Source organism: Epilithonimonas sp., assembly GCF_032055105.1.
In the GTDB taxonomy this organism is placed as follows: Bacteria; Bacteroidota; Bacteroidia; order Flavobacteriales; family Weeksellaceae; genus Epilithonimonas.
The window spans coordinates 1-18828 of record NZ_DAMBRK010000014.1 but is presented as its reverse complement, the minus strand read 5'-3'; the positions used below and the strand labels follow the sequence as shown (position 1 = coordinate 18828).

Below are 18828 nucleotides of genomic sequence, written 5' to 3'. Positions count from 1 at the left end.
CTTATCTTAATCTGTAGAAGTAGTTCTCCTCGTAATGATTTACCGCATTTTCATCTGAGTCAAAATCAAAATTTACGTTTGGAAATTTATTAAATGGATAATTGTTTGCCTCTAAAAATTTTTTATATTGACTTTCAATGTGAGATTTTCTGTTTTCAATTTTCCTAAGTTCAGAATTGGTTTTAACAAAAATATAAACTTCTATTCCATCATCCCATTCTTCCCAAGTTATTACGTGATGGATTTTGAATATAATAATATCAAAAGTTGAACACCATTTAATAAACTCCTTATCTGTAATAGTAATTGATTTATTATACTCTTCTTCCATATTATATTTACAAACCTAAAACATCTTTCATAGAGAAAACACCTTTCTTGTCAACAATCCACTCGGAAGCAATGACTGCTCCCAAAGCAAATCCGTTTCTGTTGAAAGCCGTATGTTTGATTTCTATCTCGTCCACTTCCGAAGTGTAAAAAACACTATGAGTTCCAGGAACTTCATTTTCACGAATAGCAAATATCCCTAGTTCATTATCTTTGGTTTCATCTAGTTTCCAAGCTTCATATTTAGAATTTTCAATAATTCCTTCCGCAATAGAAATAGCAGTTCCACTTGGCGCATCCAACTTATGAATATGATGAATCTCTTCCAATTGACAAGAATATTCGTTGACATTGTTCATTAATTTGGCTAATTTTTCGTTGAGTGCAAAAAACAAATTGACTCCTAAACTGAAATTAGAACCATATAAAAATGCGCTGTTATTATCTAAAGTAATTTTCTCAATTTCCGGTTTTTTATCCAACCAACCTGTTGTTCCACAGATTACTGGAATGTTATTTTCCAGACAAACCTTAATATTTTCAAAAGCAGCTTCCGGATTTGAAAATTCTATGACAACATCTGCATTGTTAAGAGATTCCTTAGTTGGTGTTTCTTTTAATCTTGCAACGACTTCATGACCTCGGTTTTGGGCAATCTCATCGATAATCTTCCCCATTTTTCCGTAACCGACTAATGCTATTTTCATTTTAAATTTTAGAATTTGATTGTTTTTTTTAGAATTTAAAGCTTAAACTTAATCCTGTCTTTGGAATAGAAGTCCCCAATTGATCATTAATAATTGTAGGTGTAATGGCAAAATCCGGATCATGACGACCTTCATACAAATGAGCATCTACAACAGCATCTACAATATTAAGAATGTAAATCAAAGCGGCAATTCCTATAGCGTAATCACGCTGTCTTTTAAACCTATCTTGTGCATTTCCCAAAACAGTTTTTGTAACATATGGTTTATCAGAAAACTCATGAGGAAGACCATTAAGCTCTGCTACAAAAGCATTCCTATATCTTTCATATTGATTCTGATTCCAAAGTGCTATCCCAACCCCGGTTCCTACAGCTCCCCAAACCAAAGGAATTTTCCAGTATTTTTTATTATAATACTGACCTAAACCTGGTAAAACTGCTGAATACAATCCGGCTTTTATTGGACTTAGTTTTGTAATTTTTGCAGGTGCATTTTTTTGATCGATACCTCCCAAGATCTGAGATTCAGAGAACGGTTTTGCTGCAGGAATACTGTCCTTCGGATGGTTTTCCAGACGTATTGTATCATTTGGATTGACTTGGGAAAAGGCAAAACAAAAAGAAAGTATCAAAAAAACTGAAAGTAATTTCTTCATCTATCTAATGTGTGCAAGAATGCTTTCCAGCTCTTCTTCATTTTTAAAATCGAGAACAATTTTACCTTTTTTCCCGTTAGCTGAAGTTTTGATTTCAACTTTTACATCCAAAATATCAGATAACGTTTTCTGAGCTTTTTTAAAATGATTCGGAACGATAGATTGTTTCGCAACTTTTTCTGTATCCTGAGAATTTTTCATCAAGCCTGCCAATTGCTCAGCTTGTCTTACATTCAATTGGTCTTTGATGATTCTTTCGAAAAGAATTTGGCGTTTTTCATCAGAATCCAAGCCCATGATTGCGCGCCCGTGGCCTGCAGAAATCTGACCACTTCTTACACCATTCTGGATATCTGGTGAAAGCTTTAGAAGCCGAACACTATTAGTAATTGTACTTCTCTCTTTTCCTACTCTTTGGCTAAGATTTTCTTGAGTCATCCCTACCTCATCTAATAATCTTTGGTAAGTTAGTGCAACTTCGATAGGATCTAGATCTTCTCTCTGAATATTCTCTACCAATGCCATTTCCAACAATTCTTGATCGTTGACCAATCGGATATAAGCAGGAAGAGAAGTTAAACCTGCAATTTTGGAAGCACGGTAACGTCTTTCTCCAGAAATAATTTCGAACTTTTCGCCATCTTTTCTTAGGGTAACCGGCTGAATTATCCCTAAGCTTTTAATAGATTCGGCAAGATCATTCAGTGCTTTTTCGTCAAAAAAGGTTCTTGGTTGGTTAGGATTTGGATAGATATCCTCGATGGCAATTTCTACAATATTGCCAACCAAAGTTTTTGCACCTTCGTCCGAAGCTGAGTTGATATTTGTTTTGCTTTCGGCGTTTAGAATAGCTCCTAAACCACGTCCCATTGCTCTTGTTTTGTCTTTCATATATTTAAGTTGGAAGATGGAGGAAGGAGGATGGAAGTTTTAAAACAAGCTTCTACCTTCTGACTTCCGGCTTTTTTAATTCTTTACTAATTTTTCGTTCCTCAGCAAAACTTCTTCAGCCAGCTGAATGTATTGAATTGCACCTTTGCTCTCTGCATCGTAACTCAAGATACTTTCTCCGAAACTTGGAGCCTCACTCAACCTTACATTTCTACTGATGATTGTTTCGAAAACCATTTCTGGAAAATGAGAATTAACTTCTTCCACAACTTGATTGGACAACCTCAATCGGCTGTCGTACATTGTAAGAAGCAAACCTTCTATATCCAAATCTGGATTATGAATTTTTTGCACATTCTTGATGGTATTCAACAATTTACCCAAACCTTCCAATGCAAAATATTCACATTGAATTGGGATAATAACAGAATCTGCTGCCGTTAATGCATTAATAGTAATCAAACCCAAACTAGGAGCACAATCGATGATGATATAATCATATAAATCTTTAATCGGCTTCAAAGCTTCACGCATCATATACTCTCGTTTTTCACGATCAACCAATTCTATTTCCGCAGCTACCAAATCTATATGAGACGGTATAATATCCACGTTTGGCGAAGTTGTAGGCAGTATACACTTGGATGCTTCTGCGCTATGTTCTAGCAAATGATAGGTAGAAAAATTAATTTCTTCTACACCCAAACCAGAACTCGCATTGGCTTGCGGATCCGCGTCTATCAAGAGAACTCTCTTTTCCAAAACCCCCAAAGCCGACGCCAGATTAACAGCAGTTGTCGTTTTTCCGACACCTCCTTTCTGATTTGCAACACCTATAATTTTTGCCATAAACATTAATTTAATCCTCAAAAATACGATTTTTTACTACTTGGAAAGTTTTGAAAAACCTTAAAAGCCGTTAAAGTATTGTTAATTAAACGATTGGCTTAAAAAAAAATTATCCACATTTCCTTACAAAATGTGGATAATTATAAAAAACTACAAGTTTAATATTTTCACAGCCCTGATTATCAGCCTATTCAATTTTCATGGAAATAGGCATTCTGAAAGATGATCTTACAGCTTTGCCTTTTAATTGTGCTGGCGTCCATTTTGTTTTAACAGATTTAACAGCTCTTTCTGCTTCTGAATTGAACTCTGCATTAGAACCGTTGACTTTCAAATTGGAAATACTCCCGTCTTTTTCTACTACAAATATAATAACTGCAGAAATCATACCAGATGTATCCATAGATTCTGTATCAAAACTTTGCGCTACTTTTTGACGAAAAACATTAATTCCTCCTTTAAAGTCCGCTGCAACGTCTGCTTCATTTTGATTGATAAGTTTATCAGGATTTTCAACTTTTACAGGTGCTGTATAAACAACCGCTGGTGGTCCAGAAGTTACAGCCGGAGGAACATAAGCGATAGTTGTTTCATCACCGCCTTTGGTCTCGGAACCAATAGCAGCTCCTTTCATATCATCAACAGTGGGAATTGGAGTGTCTTTTTTCAGATCTCTTACTGGTGTATATTCTGGATTAACAACTGTTTTAATATTAGGTGGAGCAACCGCAACTGGCGTAGCTCTTACAACCTCCGGATCATCTACATTATCCAAAATAATTGGATCTGAAACAGGAATCTCTTTAGGAACAATTTTAACTTCAAATGAGGAAACCACCAACGGAATCACCGCTACTGAAGCAAAAAAAGCGACACCTACAAATAATGCCTTCGTAAGATCATTAGAATACTCATTTCTGAGAGCATAAGCACCATAAGCTTTATTTCTATTGGAGAATACTATTTCATCCAAATTGTCTTTTCCAAAGTAAGTTGATAGATTTTTCATAACTGATAAATTTTTAAATTAAACGATTAACAACATTTTGTTAAAATTTTTGAAAAAAACACCAAATAACATTCCAATACTATAATAATTATCAAATAAATTATAATTAACACAAATATTTAATAAAATAAATTCTCTTAAAATTGCAATTATTAAAAATAAGTGTAATTTAATATGATGAAATTATTAATCATTATCAGTTTAATTTTCAGTGTCTTGACCAGCGCTCAGTCTACTAATAAAATTCGAATTCACATTAAAAGACCCAATTCCTTACATTGAGGAATGATTTTAGTAATGGTATAATTGAAAACTAATATTTGAAATTATGAACGAGACTTTGAACAGCATACGAAACAGACCGAGATTCAAGCTATACACAGATCTTTCTTTGGAAGAATATGAAGCTAATCTGAAAAAATACCTTAATGAACATCAAGATCAATTTTATGGCAATATCAACAAAGAAGTTGCAACAATATTTGTAAGAAAAGAAGAGGACAACTACTGGAAACCCAATCTAGCATTGAGAATTGAAAAGGAAGACGAAAAAACCGTTATCCGAGGAATTTTTGGCCCGAGTACTTCTGTCTGGACATTTTTTATGTTTTTATATTTTCTTTTCACTGTTTCCTGGATGACTTTTGTCACTTTGTATTATGTAGAAAAACAAATCAATACCAGTAACTATCCTTGGGCTTTGCCTTGTTCTTTTGCTGTATTAGGATTAATTGCGCTTACATATCTTGCGGCAAGACTTGGACAAATTAAAGCTAAAGAGGAAATGCAGGAGTTAAGAAAATTTGCAGAAGAATCTACTTTACACGTTGAGAAGGAAGATTAATATCAAACCTTTTGCGCTTCTATAAAATGTTTCAATTTCAATCCAATTTTCATCAGGACAAACTGAAAAGGCTTTTGTTTTTTATAATACTTGTTGATAAAAATATCCATCGCTCCGAAAAACCGATTGAGATAGACTCTATCTTTCACCGTACTTTCACCCTTATGATGTAGGATAGAATACTTCCCATAATAGAAATTTTTGTAACCAGCTCTCAGAATAGTGTAGCACAAATCTATGTCTTCACCATACATAAAATAACGTTCATCAAAACCACCAACCTCTTCATAAACCGATTTTTTGATGAGAAGATTAGCACCAGTCATCACTTCAACCTCAGCAATCTCGAATTCGTCTACATCATTACGATAATAAGTTTTGGAATCGTTACTCAGTTTTGTAAATAATTTTTCGAAGGAATTAATCAATGCAGGAATAGAGCGTTTGCTTTCTGGCAAAAACATACCTTGCTTATCGTGCATTCTCAAACCCAATGCTCCAAATCCAGATTGTTGATCTGCATAATCTAGAACTTCTTGAAAATAATTGCTTTCAATTTCTGTATCTGGATTTAAGATATAAACATACTCTCCTTTTGCAGATTTTACACCTATGTTATTAGCTTTAGAAAAACCATAATTCTCTTCTAGAGCAATGAATTTGACATCATCAAATTGATTAATCAAGCTTTTCCATGCAGAATCTGGAGAGCTATTGTCTACAACGATAATCTCATAGTCAAATCCTTGAAAATATTTTTGAATAGAAAGGATACAACTCTTCAACAAATCCTTTACTTGGTAATGAACAATGATGACACTTACTTTCATTACTCGGCTTCGTTATAAGCAGTTCTGTTTGTTATAGATCTTCCTAGAGAGATTTCGTCTGCATACTCCAACTCATCGCCCACAGCAATTCCTCTAGCAATACTCGAAAATTTGACTTGCTGAGCTTTGAATTTTTTGTAGATATAATAAGCCGTAGTATCGCCCTCCATAGTAGCACTTAACGCAAAAATCAGCTCTTTTATTGTATTGGACGTTAGTTTTTTCTCTATGCTTCCTATTCTTAATTGATTGGGACCAATACCTTCCATTGGCGAAATTTTCCCTCCCAAAACCAGATATTTCCCTTTGAATTTTCCTGTATTCTCAATCGCCATTACATCTCTTACGTCTTCTACTATACAAAGAAGCTCATCATTGCGTTTGGGATCATTACAAATATCGCAAACTTCTGAATCGGAAAAGTTATGACACTCTTTACAATACTTAATATCCGTAACCAAATTTTGGATTGATGTACCTAAAGAAATTCCCTGCGAAGCTGGTTGACGAAGCAGATGCAACGCCAATCGAAGGGCAGATTTTCTCCCGATGCCGGGCAAACCAGATATTTCTTCAACAGCTTTCGATAAAACTTTGCTTGGATAATCCATAATTCAGAATCAAGAATTGAGACAGAAGACTTAATCCTAATAATTTAATCTTTGTTAATTCTCTCGTAGGTTTGAAAATAAAAATCGTGATCGTTTTTATCATCTTTTGCGTGAAATTCTTCGTTTGTTTTTTGCCAGATTTTCAAATCTATTTTCGGAAAAAATGTATCTGCTTCAAAATCTTCTTCCACATAGGTGATTTCTAATTTATCCGCCAATTCCATTGTTTGTTTATAAATCTCACCACCACCAATAATGAAAAAATCTTCATTAATTTTTTTTGCAAACTTGAGAGCTTCTTTAAGTTTGGAAACAATCAGAATGTTTTCCTCAAACCAGTTATCTTTTCTACTCACCACAATATTGGTTCTGTTTGGCAAAGCTTTTCCTATACTTTCGTAAGTTTTCCTGCCCATAACCACGGGATGATTTTCTGTAAGCGATTTGAAATGTTTCAAATCTTTTGGAAGACGCCAAAGTAATTGGTTATCTTTTCCTAGAGCATTATTTTTTCCTATAGCGGCAATTATCGTAATCATAATATCTACAAATCTACATTTTTATGTTTAATTAAGAAAAATTTATGAGCTCTTAGTTTTCATATTTTGTAATTTTGGCAAAGTTTCTGAGCTATAGAATTGGAAACAATAATAGATTCTCCCAAATTTTAATTTAAAAATCGGATAAGTCCGACAGACAATATTTTCTAATGAAAAAGATTTTTTTTACATCCGCTGTTGCATTTTTATTTCTAGTAAGTTGTACTAATGACAAGGATATCCTCAACTCACTGAATGACTATAATATCAGCCAACAGAGCAAAGGTTATCACTTTGGGGATAAACTTCAAATCCCTCAAGATGTTTTGGACTATTCGGAAGCTATCACAATAAGCTATGGTGATAAAGAAATCAGCAATTTGACCATTGACCCAACTTTTTTCACTTTGGGAGAAAATGATGTAACTTTCAATATCAAAACAAAAAGTGGAGAAGTTCTACAGCAAGATGCAACCATCAACGTTTTTGCAAAAGCAAAACCAAGAAGTATAACATATACTGTCATAAACCAATATCCACACGATGCCAATAATTTTGTACAAGGTTTTCAACTGGACGGAAATACCGTTTACGAATCTGATGGACAAAACGGACAATCTAGAATTTTAACTTATAATCTTGGCTCTACAACTCCAATCATCAGCACATCTCAACCTGAAGACATTTTTTCGGAAGGAAGTACCATTGTTGGAGATAAAGTTTATCAATTAACTTGGAAGAACAAAAAAGGTTTTATCTACGATAAAAGCAGTCTGAAATTATTAAGCGAATTCCCTTATGACAACATACTAGGTGAAGGTTGGGGATTGACTTACGACGGGAAAGAGCTTATCCTTTCCGATGGAACAAAAAACCTCTACTTCCTGAATCCAGAAAATCCATCGAAAGTCTTAAGAACAATTGCTGTAGCAAGCAACACAGAAGGTTACGATCAACTAAATGAGCTAGAGTATCACAACGGCTCTGTTTATGCTAATGTTTGGCACAAACCAATCATTCTGCAAATCAACCCAACTAATGGAGAAGTCACAGGTATTCTTGATCTTACAAACATTGTAAAACAAAGTTCTACTGGTGGTGAAGATGTTTTGAATGGGATCGCTTTCAAGGGAGACAATATGGTAATAACTGGTAAAAACTGGAGCAGAATCTACGAAATATCAATCAAGTAATTTCACTTTACAATGCATAAAAAACGAGTTTCTTTTTTTGAAACTCGTTTTTTTTATTAATGAATAATCGCTAAATCTGTATTTTCAAGATTTTTGTTATAGAAAATTTTATTCGTTCTTTAATTTGAATTTGATATACGTGATGGTTTTTCCTTTCGCAGAAAACAACTCCTCGTAATAAGTTCTAATATCTTTCAACAATGGTGTATCTGGCTGATATTCTGCAGCTCCGTAAATATCGTGATGAGCAGTCAGAATCTCGTGTCCCAAACCTTGTAAAAGTCCCAAGGTGTACCCATGAAGATATTCGGAATCTGTTTTCAAATGGATGATTCCGTCTGGTTTCAGAATCCTTCTGTACATTGCCAAAAACTCTGGATTCGTAAGCCTATGTTTTGTTCTTCTGTATTTGATCTGTGGATCTGGGAACGTAATCCAAATCTCAGACACCTCATTTTCAGCAAAGAGATTATCTATTAATTCTATTTGGGTTCTGAGGAAAGCGACATTATTAAGGTTCTTTTCTATAGCTTCTTTTGCACCAAACCAAAATCTTGCTCCTTTGATATCTACTCCAATAAAATTTTTATCCGGAAAAGCATTTGCTAATCCTACCGAGTACTCTCCTTTCCCACAGCCAAGTTCCAAAACTATTGGATTATCATTTCCAAAAAACTCTTTCCATTTCCCTTTGTGTTCAAACCCATTGATTGCCTGATCACGCGTTGGCTGGATTACATTTGGTAATATCGTATTTTCTCTAAATCTTGCAGCTTTGTTCTTGCCCATTTTTTCTAAGGTTGTTTTTATCTTGAAAATGAAAAACTTGTAATCAGCTACCTTGTAATAACTTACAGCTTTTTCAATTGTTTTTAAAATTTGATAATTAGTTAATAATATTATTTTGACATATCTGATGTAACTTGCATCAGATTGGAATTTTGCAATCTTTTAAGATAAATCGGCAAATATTTTTCTATATTAATTTTTGCAGCTTCGTAATTATTAGTCTCCAAAAACTCTGTAATATTATCTGAACTATAGATAAATTGTAAGAAATTTGGGATCAGTTCTTTTGGGATTTTCATTCTGATAAAATAATCGTCCCCGAAATAATCTTGAAGATTCTTGATATTCTTACTCATTCTTTCGTACTGATAGGCTCGTTCTTTCTTTTTCTTTTCTCCCGAGATTAAATCAAAAAAACTATCGATACTAAAATTAAGTCCTTGATTGAAGCCCAAGATAGGAATTTCTGGAGAAGTCCCGTCGCCTTTAGGTTCTGGAAGGCCAATCATTTTTTTGAGTTCGAAAGCTTTATCCGAACCTTTCAGCATTGCGACATCTCTACGAAGGTTGCCCGTTGGTTTGAAAGCGCTTACGATAACTTCTTGAATCTCGTAATAAGCAATTTGTAATTCTACGAAATTTTTCCTAATCCCCAGCATTTGACTGGTAACTTTTACATCTTTTCTTTCTGTTGCTATAGAAGTAAATCTAAGGACATCCCCTTCTTTAACAGCAATTTTGAACTCGCCATTATAGTTCGCCATTACACTTTTGTGTTCATTGAGATTAGTAACATAGACTTGATTAAGATACAAGCTAGACTTGTCCCGTATAAAGATCTCTCCCTGAATCTCCTGCGCAGAAACATATGCTACAAAAAGTAATAGAAAAACAATAAATATCTTCTTCATAATAATCCGGCAAATTTATAGAGAAATAAACAGAGAATCGTTACAAAAAAGAAGCCGATAAGGTTAAAATTATATTAAACTTTATCGGCTTTGTGTTAAGTAATTAGAATTACAATATATTTTACATCATAACTGTTCGATCTATTTTAGTCGGAGTTTCTATTTTTCAACAATATCCAACCGGTATATTTAACCGGAGGCGAGTCAACAAAATCTTGCCATTGCATAATATACCAATAGCTAGATGTCGGCAATACTTTTCCATTTTGTTTTCCGTCCCAGATATAGTTGTTTTTGTTATCACCTTCAAAAAGTTTTCTACCTTCTCTATCTAAGATTTGGAACTTCACATTCTCTTTATACTTCAGAAGCGACATATCTAGAACATCGTTTTTGCCGTCTCCATTTGGTGAAATCAAATTATAAATTTCTATGACAGAAAAATCTTTGGTAACTGGTGTACAATTATCATCAGAAATTACATAAGCAGTATGTAATCCTGGTGCAACATTGGTAAACGTATTAGAATCTTGATAACTACCACCATCTAGAGCATATCTATACGGAGCGTTTCCTCCGGTTGCAGTGACAATAACTGTATTTCCGGTGATGGCAATCCCCTCTATAATTGGCAATTCTACTGCTTTGATCTCAACTTTTTGAGTGTAAGGACAATCGTTTGGTGAGAATCCTGTTAGAATTACAAAATATTTACCAACCGGCAAATCTGGAATCACCGAAGTACTTCCAATGATAGTTGTAGGGTCTGATTTATTATACCAAGCGTAAGAACTAAATCCTGAACCTGCGTCTAAACTTATTATTGCATCTGGGCAAATAGGATAAACTGATTGCAAGCTAGTGGATGGCAATGGAACTTTTATTTTGATTGTCAACTCGACTATCTCTGGACACTCTGTTGGGCTAGAAAGTCTGACAAATAAAGTCTGCGATTGGTTAACAGTCATCTCTGTAATATTGTTAGAAGCATTGTCTTGCGCATCTACTTTATTAGTATAAAACTTAGCGGTTACCGCTGGATCGGATGTAAAATTGGCAATATAGTCATCCAGGTTTTGAACTAATTTCTCACCATCTAGATCATCATCGCAAACAGATTCTGTTGCAGCAGATGTAATAAGCGGAACTTTTGCCCCAATTTTGAAATTAAGGATTCCTGTAACCGTTCCACAATATGGAGATATTACTTCTACTCTAACTACTGTATCGGTTGTGAAACTCCAATTATCTGGAAGCAATTGCCCCGTAACATTATTGTAGTAATTAACCGTGAAAACACTGTTATTATTCAACAAAATCAAAGGCGTGACGTCTGTTGATAGTTGAAGATTAATTATACCATCAATATTATCATCACAATAAGTTGATGGAAGTTTTGTAACATCCAGCTGTGCAACAGGAGAACCAACAACCTCAACATTCTGCTTATAATCGCAACCGTCTGCCGATGTAAGAATCACATAGTACTTTCCTGGTGGAACAGTAATTTTTGCAGTTGTTCCTATGATTGTGGATGGGGCTGCCTCGTTGTACCAATTGTAAGAAGCATGAGCAGTTCCCGCATCTAATTCTGTTGCTGCATTTTCGCAAATCGTATAGCTTGGCTGCAACGTTGTAGAGGAAAAACCATTTTTGAATGCTATTTTCAACTCGCCAACGTTTGCACAACTTCCTGAGGTTTCGAATCGGTAATAGTAATTAATATTTGCAGTTAAAACTACATTAGTTGCAATTGCATTAGTATTATTTTGAGCATCAGACAAAGTCAAGTAGAACGTGGGCTGGATTCCCATGTCGGCTGCTGATAAAAATAAGTTTTTATAATCATTAAGATCTATATTTTCATCGCCATTAGAATCTGTATCACAAATGTTTTGATTAGCAGACTCTGTAAGAAGAACAACTTTATTTCCTATTTTGAAATCAATAAAACCGGTTACATCTGTACAATTGCTAGAAGCTATTTTTACATACACTCTTGTATCTGCTGAGAAACTCCAAGCATCTGGCAATACTTGTGTTGGCAACATTGCTGGATTGTTGTAATATGTTACCGTGAAGTAGGTATTATTATTTGTTAAAATAGTTGGTGTAACGTTTGTTGAGAATGTAAGATCAATTTGTCCATCTAGGTTATCATCGCAAAGAGTTGCATTATAAGCCGCAATATTAAGAACCGGTTTTGGCGTACCTACAATTTCTACAGACTGTTTGTATTCGCAACCTGTGGTAGAAATTAAGATTACAAAATATTTTCCAACAGGAAGCGTTATTTTCGGGCTTGTTCCTATAATTGTAGTTGGATCGTTTTGGTTATACCAATTATAAGTAGAATGAGCGGTTCCTGCATCTAAAAGAATTGTTGAATCCTCGCAAATCGTATAGCTTGGTTGCAAAGTTGTGGATGCAATTCCGCCTTCTATCAATGTCAAATTAACGGTTGCAACATCCGAACAGAAACTAGCATTTTTGATGACATAATAAAATGTAGCCACTGTTCCTAAAGTTACTGTCTGCGATGCAGAAATTGCATTTTGACCACTAAGCGCATCTACCATTGATGCATAATATAATGCTGTAAGAACAGTTTCGGAAGTCAACTGTGGTAGATAGTCGGCAAGATTTACAATTTCTGTATTATCTAAACCTTTGTCACAAACGTCGGCATTCAGGTTATTTGTAATAAGTGGTATTTTATTACCTATATTTAATGTAATTTCTCTTACCGCAGCACAAGCTTCCACAGATTCTACTCTAATCCATATTTTTGCATTGGCAGCAGTGAAAATATAATTTCCTGTAATATTATCTGTTCCTCCAGCATTTGCTTTAGCCGCAGAATCATAATATTTTACAGTAAATGTTTCTGGATTTGACAGCACAATTGGTGTAATATCATTGGGATTTACAACATAATTACCGTCTACAACTCCATCTTCATCGTCACAATGTACTTTTGTATAAAGATTTTCTTGAACAACAGGATTTGCTTTGTGCTTCAATTCAATTTTAAAGATGGCAAAACAACCTGTCGCATTTTTGATTCGAACATACACATTGTTATCTGGAGAGTTGAATGCCGTAAAGTTTGAAATTTCATCTGCGGTCGTCTCGTTTTGCGCTCCTGATAACGACTTGTAATAGACTTTGGTTGTTGTTGTATCTGATGTTACATCGGCCTGAGAAAGGTTATAAACTGCACTATTTGTAGAAGTACACTCTCTCAAAGTAGCATCTTGTCCAACAATTTGATTGACTTGGATAGTTGCTTGCGTGGTTTCGCAATCTGGGATTGTGCCATTTCCACAATATGAGAATTTGAAAATATCAATTCCAGAAGTATTAGGATTTGCAGTATAAGTTATAACACCATTGGCTGCGATAGAAACAGTACCTTTTGTTGGAGGTGTTTCTATTTTTACAGTTGATGGATTTAAAGCCTGTGGACTTAAACTAAATGTTGGCGTAATAGTAAGTGTAGAACAAGTCTCATAATTGACATTGGTGTAGGTAGTACAATTATAAAATTTAAAATCTGGAGTCTGGATTGCTGGGCAAGATCCTTGCTGAATAATTACTGCATAGATCCCTGCTTGAGCCGGCTCATAAGTATTAGTATTATTAACACCTGGTGCTGGTGAATAAGCATCTGAATTATCTTTAACAACCCATTGATAAGACGTAAAACCCTCTGTTACAGCAAGTTTAACTCCCGGTAGACAATCTCCTTCTTGCTTAATAATGGCCGGAATATAGGAGAAACCCGCAAAATAACCGCCGTAACCTACAGCATCATCCCCTGCAGAGATACCAGCAGTAACCGCACTAGAGGAAATAACCGCTACATTTCCTGTAATATTGGGATAAGAATAAGTCACCCAATTACTAGATCCCGAAACATTGAAAGGTCCATTAGCAGAAGTTAAATTAAGAGAAACTCCATTTCTTTTAACATCTATAGTTGCACCTTTTTCTGTAATGATATTAAGTTTTGTTGGGATATTGAGAATGCCACCGGGATTTCCGTTGCTTACAACATAATTTTCTTGGATAGCTCCAATTTCATCAATCTTTTTTGGTAGGTAGCAACTTAGTGGCGGAATATAATTAAAACCACCTGTTGCAACTTCCGAACTATTTGGATCTCCCGCCAACAATTGATAAACATACACATTTTTCGTAGTTTTAACATGCATGTTGTAATGCGTAGAACCTTGCAAAACGTAAGCATTATTAGGTGTTACAAAATATTTACCCGCATTAATAGTTGCAGCAGGCATTCCAGAACCATTCAAATAAATCTGAGTATTATCCTCTGTTGCTACAATAAGAGCTTTTTCCATCCCATTGTAAGGATTTCCATTGCCTTTCATTAGAACAAACTCTTGTCCCAGTTTATCAATAGGAACACCTTGATCCATCAAGATATCAGAGCTATTTGTAGAACTAGTTGCGTATTGTCCGTTGAAATTACCATTGGTTATAGAAACCGGCTTGTCCGAATCTATTTTTGCACCTATAAAACCAGTCCAGTTTTGAGATATTCCTCCTCTACCATCTATAATATAAGATTGTCCCTTGTTGAGAGTAAAAGTAAACTGAGTTCTTCCAACTCCATCAGAAAAAATAAGACTTGGACTAAATCCTGTAATTGTAACATTGGTATTATCCTCTGTCGCCATGACACTGGTCATGAAATTCAGAATATTATTACTTGCTGAGATAGGAGCCATAACCGCTCGAAAGGAGTTCCCAATTCCGGCAGTCCCTTTGGATGTTATCAATTCCCCATGATTATATACTGAGAGGCGTAAGCTAGAAAAGAAAGGTTTTTCTCCTTTTAAATAAAGTCCCTTTGAAACAGGTTTGAATAGATCTCCGTTTGTTGTTGTAATAATGTAATTCCTTGGAATATCAAATTTCCCTGGATTATTCTTGCTGATATTGACAGATCCAATAACAACATTATTGTTATAAATATCGACTTTGAAGGGCACCGCCTCATCAGTTGACATATACAACGTTTGAAATCGATTGGGATTTCCTGTTCTATCAATCATTGGTGCAAACCAATGTTCCCTATCTAATTGAGCAAAAAATTTTATGGAAAAAATAAATAATAATAGAATTTGTAAAACTTTCTTCATTGTAATAACCTTATCAATATTATTACAAATGTAGAAAAAAGCATTTTATTGCCTTATATTTAAATTTACTAATTTCTATTTTTCAGTAATATCCAACCTGTAAGTTTTGTTCTTTGAGGATTTCCAGATTCATTCCATTCTATAATGTACCAATATGTAGCGGTTGGTAATATTCTTCCATTTAAAGTACCATCCCAAACAAATTGGTTATTGACATCACCTTTGAAAACCAGAATCCCATTCCTATCATAGATTTCAAATCTTGGTTCTAGTTTTGTTAACAAAGAAGAATAATTGATAACATCATTAATACCATCATGGTTTGGTGTAATGATATTCTGGATATTAATCAAAGAAAAATCTTTCGTAATTATAGAACAACCATTTGCATCTTGAACAAAAACTGTATGATTTCCAAGATCTACGTTTGTAAAGATATTAGAGGATTGGTAACTACCTCCGTCCAAAGCATATTGATAAGGAGCTGTTCCACCCGAAACCAAAACCGTAACCGTTGTTCCCTCTATCAAAACATTATCAATCACTGGCTCTATAGCTTCTTCAACTATTACAGATTGTTTGAAACTACATCCATTTGGAGAAGTAAGAATTACAAAATAATTACCTACACCGACTGTTATTTTATCAAGATTACTAATAGAAACTGTAGGAGCTGCCTCATTATACCAATCATAACTTGTAAAACCCATACCAGCATCTAAGATTGTGGTAGCTCCTTTACAGATAGTTATCGGATCATTTGTTAACGTAGTAGATTGGTTAGGTTTTTTGAAGTTAAACTTCACTTCTTTATAATTAGGACAAAACCCATTTTTCTCTATTCTGATAAAAAATGACTTATCCGTACTGATGGTTTGTAAACTAGAGATAGTAGAACTCCCGCCTGTTTTCGCTTGGGTTTCTGTTGCAAAATAAGTTGGCGTAACACCAGTTTCATTTGTAATTAACGATACATAATCAGCCAAATTAACATCCTCACTCCCGTTAAGTTCATCATCACAAATAGGATAAATAGGAACTGAATTAACCGTCAGTTTTGTTCCATAATAAAATTGAACTGGATAAATTTTTGGAGTACAGGAAAACGCTCCTACGGAAACATTAATAGTTTGGGGATTACTAGTAAATACAAATTCTTTATCCGGATCAATTAGAGCTCCCGAAGTAGTATAATAAGAAACCTTAAAATCTCTTGAAAAATTGGTTATTATCTGACTATTGAAATCCGATAGAACCGCAGAATACTTCCCATCAAAATCATTATCACAAACTTGAATTGGAGTTGTATTAATATTAGCAACTGGTACTTTTTCAATCTTCACATAACCTTCCAATCTACATCCACTTCCCAAAGTAACTTCCACACTGAAATCCCCTTCTTCATTGACAACATCATAATAAGATTGACTTGGAGGAATCGAAGTAATTGCCACTCCATTTTTAAACCAAGTATATTTGGCATATGGATCATTAATTATAGGATTGGGTTGAATCCTATATGGTACATTTTCACAAAGTGGATCCGCATTATCAATTGTAAGATCATTTCCAATATTAATATTCCCTGTAAAACTTCCAGATTTCAGAAAAACCGCAGAATCATAGAGTCCATTAGCATCACCATGATCAGCTATTACCAATTTTATATGATAAGTCACTCCTTTTTTCACAGTTGCGTTAGCTTTCAAAACCTTGGTTTGTCCATTAAAATTGGTTGGACTCACCAATCCATTAAAACCCCCAAAGTAATCAACATTACGAGGACAATTTGTAGCTCCATTTATAGAAAGAGAAGTTACAGGCGTATTGGTTCCTGGGACAAGTGCAATATTCTGATAAGGATCTGTACTACTCGCCTCTTTGATCAAAAAAGCAAAAGCATCGGAATAACGGCAGTTGCTATCACGATATTCCTCCGACAGAAACATATAATCAAAACTAATCTTATCACTTTGCAGAGATACAAAATCAAATTCGAGATAAGTTGCATTCAGAATATTATCTGTTGGCAACCCCGCTTGACTGAGTATGTAAACCAAATCTGGATCTCCTGCAGGCCAATTGCTATCAAAATTACTTTGCAATGTACTGTTTGGCCCTTCTGCGTCTTTAGCTTTTCCAGTAGAAAGAATGATGCCTTCATCAATTTCAAAACTACTTCCATTTCTGCTAAAATAACCATAACTTGTATCATTTCCTCCAAAATTCCATCCTGAGATAGAGACATTCGAAACAGTGATACAACTTGCATTTTGTGCTCCAATGAATTTATCCACCAATTGCTGTGCGTTCAAACTTGTATCAACGCTAATATTCTGCGCTTTGATCAGATTAATATTATTAAGACTAAAAAAACAAAGCAATAATTGGAAAAATTTAGAACGTATCATTTAACATAATAATGGGATGCAAAAATATTCATTAATTACGACATAAAAAATCCTGCTATAAAAATATAGCAGGATTTAATTTATTTATTCCGAGTCTTAATTAAGCAAGAGCAACTCTTACGAATCCTGTTACTTTAAGATCAGCGTTTACAGATTTTACATAATCAGCAACTGATACGCTAGAATCTTTGATGAAATCTTGGTGTACCAAAGTGTTGTCTTTGTAGAATCTCTGCATTTTACCTTTCAAGATATTATCGATAATGTTTGCAGGCTTACCTTCTTCGATAAGTTTATGTCTTTCGATTTCTAATTCTTTATCGATAGTTTCTTGAGAAACCGCATTTTCGTCAAGAGCAATTGGGTTCATTGCAGCAACTTGCATAGAAACCGCTTTTGCAGCCTCATCAGCACCTTCTGCCTTCGCAGAAAGAGAAGTAATTGCAGCAATTTTGTTTCCAGCGTGGATGTAAGCTCCTAAGAAAGGACCTTCGATTCTTTCGAACGCACCAATCTCGATTTTCTCCCCGATAACTCCAGTTTGCTCGATTAATTTATCTGCAACAGTCATTCCGTGGAAATCTGTAGCCAATAATTCTTCTTTAGTAGCAGCAAAAATTGCCATTTCAGCCAACTCATAAGCCAACTCGATGAACGCTTCGTTTTTAGCAACAAAGTCAGTTTCACAGTTAAGAGAAATCACAACACCTAAAGTATTATCTTCGTTTACTCTTGCGATAACAGCACCTTCAGAAGAATCTCTGTCTGCTCTGTTAGCAGCAACTTTTTGTCCTTTTTTTCTAAGGATATCGATTGCTTTTTCGAAATCTCCCTCAGCTTCTACTAGAGCTTTTTTGCAGTCCATCATTCCTGCACCTGTTGTGTTTCTTAGTTTTGCTACGTCTGCAGCTACTGGTGTATAAGACATAATATTGATTATTTTTTTATTTAATTGATTTGATTTTCCTCGTTGAGGTTTTTCAGCGTGCAAATATAGTGATTTTTATAAAAAAAATAACACACCTAAATATTCTTAACTCGTAGTGCATTATTAAATTAATTCAATTTTAAGTCTATTCATTTTTCTA

General features: G+C 34.6%; 16 protein-coding genes. 2 read left to right on the top strand and 14 right to left on the bottom strand.

Features of this window, described 5'->3' with window-relative positions:
- Nucleotide 1: 1 nt before the first annotated feature.
- From RTY06_RS12065 to RTY06_RS12040, 6 genes are all read right to left on the bottom strand, one after another.
- Nucleotides 2-331 carry a hypothetical protein gene (locus tag RTY06_RS12065; protein ID WP_312825183.1) on the bottom strand — a complete coding sequence of 110 codons (330 nt, stop codon included), beginning with the start codon at nucleotides 329-331 and terminating at the stop codon, nucleotides 2-4.
- A 7-nt stretch (nucleotides 332-338) separates the two neighbouring features.
- The gene (gene dapB / locus RTY06_RS12060; RefSeq protein WP_312825182.1) at nucleotides 339-1037 is read right to left on the bottom strand and encodes a 4-hydroxy-tetrahydrodipicolinate reductase; all 699 of its coding nucleotides are present in this window, start codon (nucleotides 1035-1037) and stop codon (nucleotides 339-341) included.
- 28 nt (nucleotides 1038-1065) lie between these two features.
- Entirely contained in the window at nucleotides 1066-1695 is a 630-nt protein-coding gene (locus RTY06_RS12055; RefSeq protein ID WP_312825181.1) for a DUF5683 domain-containing protein, read from the bottom strand.
- Nucleotides 1696-2586: a ParB/RepB/Spo0J family partition protein gene (locus RTY06_RS12050; RefSeq protein WP_312825179.1), complete on the bottom strand. Its 891-nt coding sequence runs from the start codon at nucleotides 2584-2586 to the stop codon at nucleotides 1696-1698.
- A 75-nt stretch (nucleotides 2587-2661) separates the two neighbouring features.
- Complete coding sequence (locus tag RTY06_RS12045) at nucleotides 2662-3435, bottom strand: AAA family ATPase (protein ID WP_312825178.1); 774 nt, start codon at nucleotides 3433-3435, stop codon at nucleotides 2662-2664.
- Nucleotides 3436-3622: 187 nt separating this feature from the next.
- Nucleotides 3623-4444 (bottom strand): energy transducer TonB, encoded by an 822-nt coding sequence (locus RTY06_RS12040; protein WP_312825177.1) that lies wholly within the window; start codon nucleotides 4442-4444, stop codon nucleotides 3623-3625.
- 328 nt (nucleotides 4445-4772) lie between these two features.
- Between RTY06_RS12040 and RTY06_RS12035 the strand changes: the two genes are divergently transcribed.
- Complete coding sequence (locus RTY06_RS12035) at nucleotides 4773-5288, top strand: hypothetical protein (RefSeq protein WP_312825175.1); 516 nt, start codon at nucleotides 4773-4775, stop codon at nucleotides 5286-5288.
- Nucleotides 5289-5290: 2 nt separating this feature from the next.
- On the opposite strand, the gene RTY06_RS12030 is transcribed toward RTY06_RS12035, so the two are convergent.
- The 3 genes from RTY06_RS12030 to RTY06_RS12020 are packed head-to-tail and all read right to left on the bottom strand — an operon-like array spanning nucleotide 5291 to nucleotide 7268.
- Complete coding sequence (locus RTY06_RS12030; protein WP_312825174.1) at nucleotides 5291-6118, bottom strand: glycosyltransferase family 2 protein; 828 nt, start codon at nucleotides 6116-6118, stop codon at nucleotides 5291-5293.
- The gene (gene recR, locus RTY06_RS12025; RefSeq protein WP_116035132.1) at nucleotides 6118-6729 is read right to left on the bottom strand and encodes a recombination mediator RecR; all 612 of its coding nucleotides are present in this window, start codon (nucleotides 6727-6729) and stop codon (nucleotides 6118-6120) included. The genes RTY06_RS12030 and recR overlap by 1 nt, the downstream gene beginning before the upstream one ends.
- A 44-nt stretch (nucleotides 6730-6773) precedes the next feature.
- Nucleotides 6774-7268: a dihydrofolate reductase gene (locus tag RTY06_RS12020; RefSeq protein ID WP_312825171.1), complete on the bottom strand. Its 495-nt coding sequence runs from the start codon at nucleotides 7266-7268 to the stop codon at nucleotides 6774-6776.
- Nucleotides 7269-7438: 170 nt separating this feature from the next.
- On the opposite strand from RTY06_RS12020, the gene RTY06_RS12015 reads away from it, so the two are divergent.
- Nucleotides 7439-8461 (top strand): glutaminyl-peptide cyclotransferase, encoded by a 1023-nt coding sequence (locus RTY06_RS12015; protein ID WP_312825169.1) that lies wholly within the window; start codon nucleotides 7439-7441, stop codon nucleotides 8459-8461.
- Between the two features lie 108 nt (nucleotides 8462-8569).
- On the opposite strand, the gene trmB is transcribed toward RTY06_RS12015, so the two are convergent.
- From trmB to tsf, 5 genes are all read right to left on the bottom strand, one after another.
- Nucleotides 8570-9250, bottom strand: coding sequence for a tRNA (guanosine(46)-N7)-methyltransferase TrmB (gene trmB, locus RTY06_RS12010; protein ID WP_312825168.1), 681 nt, complete (start codon nucleotides 9248-9250; stop codon nucleotides 8570-8572).
- A gap of 110 nt (nucleotides 9251-9360) precedes the next feature.
- On the bottom strand, nucleotides 9361-10161 hold the full coding sequence (locus RTY06_RS12005) for a hypothetical protein (protein ID WP_312825166.1): 801 nt from the start codon (nucleotides 10159-10161) through the stop codon (nucleotides 9361-9363).
- 146 nt (nucleotides 10162-10307) lie between these two features.
- A complete protein-coding gene (locus RTY06_RS12000; protein ID WP_312825164.1) occupies nucleotides 10308-15329 on the bottom strand; it encodes a gliding motility-associated C-terminal domain-containing protein in 5022 nt (1673 codons plus the stop codon).
- Between the two features lie 68 nt (nucleotides 15330-15397).
- The gene (locus RTY06_RS11995) at nucleotides 15398-17740 is read right to left on the bottom strand and encodes a choice-of-anchor L domain-containing protein (protein ID WP_312825162.1); all 2343 of its coding nucleotides are present in this window, start codon (nucleotides 17738-17740) and stop codon (nucleotides 15398-15400) included.
- Between the two features lie 100 nt (nucleotides 17741-17840).
- Nucleotides 17841-18668, bottom strand: a complete 828-nt coding sequence (gene tsf / locus RTY06_RS11990; protein WP_312825160.1) for a translation elongation factor Ts — start codon at nucleotides 18666-18668, stop codon at nucleotides 17841-17843.
- Between the last annotated feature and the right edge of the window lie 160 nt (nucleotides 18669-18828).

Coding starts and splice junctions, on each gene's coding strand:
- trmB (WP_312825168.1), bottom strand. CDS start 9,250: ATGGGCAAGAACAAAGCTGCAAGATTTAGAGAAAATACGATATTACCA.
- RTY06_RS12035 (WP_312825175.1), top strand. CDS start 4,773: ATGAACGAGACTTTGAACAGCATACGAAACAGACCGAGATTCAAGCTA.
- RTY06_RS12000 (WP_312825164.1), bottom strand. CDS start 15,329: ATGAAGAAAGTTTTACAAATTCTATTATTATTTATTTTTTCCATAAAA.
- RTY06_RS12015 (WP_312825169.1), top strand. CDS start 7,439: ATGAAAAAGATTTTTTTTACATCCGCTGTTGCATTTTTATTTCTAGTA.
- RTY06_RS12045 (WP_312825178.1), bottom strand. CDS start 3,435: ATGGCAAAAATTATAGGTGTTGCAAATCAGAAAGGAGGTGTCGGAAAA.
- RTY06_RS12050 (WP_312825179.1), bottom strand. CDS start 2,586: ATGAAAGACAAAACAAGAGCAATGGGACGTGGTTTAGGAGCTATTCTA.
- RTY06_RS12030 (WP_312825174.1), bottom strand. CDS start 6,118: ATGAAAGTAAGTGTCATCATTGTTCATTACCAAGTAAAGGATTTGTTG.
- dapB (WP_312825182.1), bottom strand. CDS start 1,037: ATGAAAATAGCATTAGTCGGTTACGGAAAAATGGGGAAGATTATCGAT.
- tsf (WP_312825160.1), bottom strand. CDS start 18,668: ATGTCTTATACACCAGTAGCTGCAGACGTAGCAAAACTAAGAAACACA.
- RTY06_RS12065 (WP_312825183.1), bottom strand. CDS start 331: ATGGAAGAAGAGTATAATAAATCAATTACTATTACAGATAAGGAGTTT.
- RTY06_RS11995 (WP_312825162.1), bottom strand. CDS start 17,740: ATGATACGTTCTAAATTTTTCCAATTATTGCTTTGTTTTTTTAGTCTT.
- RTY06_RS12055 (WP_312825181.1), bottom strand. CDS start 1,695: ATGAAGAAATTACTTTCAGTTTTTTTGATACTTTCTTTTTGTTTTGCC.
- RTY06_RS12040 (WP_312825177.1), bottom strand. CDS start 4,444: ATGAAAAATCTATCAACTTACTTTGGAAAAGACAATTTGGATGAAATA.
- RTY06_RS12005 (WP_312825166.1), bottom strand. CDS start 10,161: ATGAAGAAGATATTTATTGTTTTTCTATTACTTTTTGTAGCATATGTT.
- recR (WP_116035132.1), bottom strand. CDS start 6,729: ATGGATTATCCAAGCAAAGTTTTATCGAAAGCTGTTGAAGAAATATCT.
- RTY06_RS12020 (WP_312825171.1), bottom strand. CDS start 7,268: ATGATTACGATAATTGCCGCTATAGGAAAAAATAATGCTCTAGGAAAA.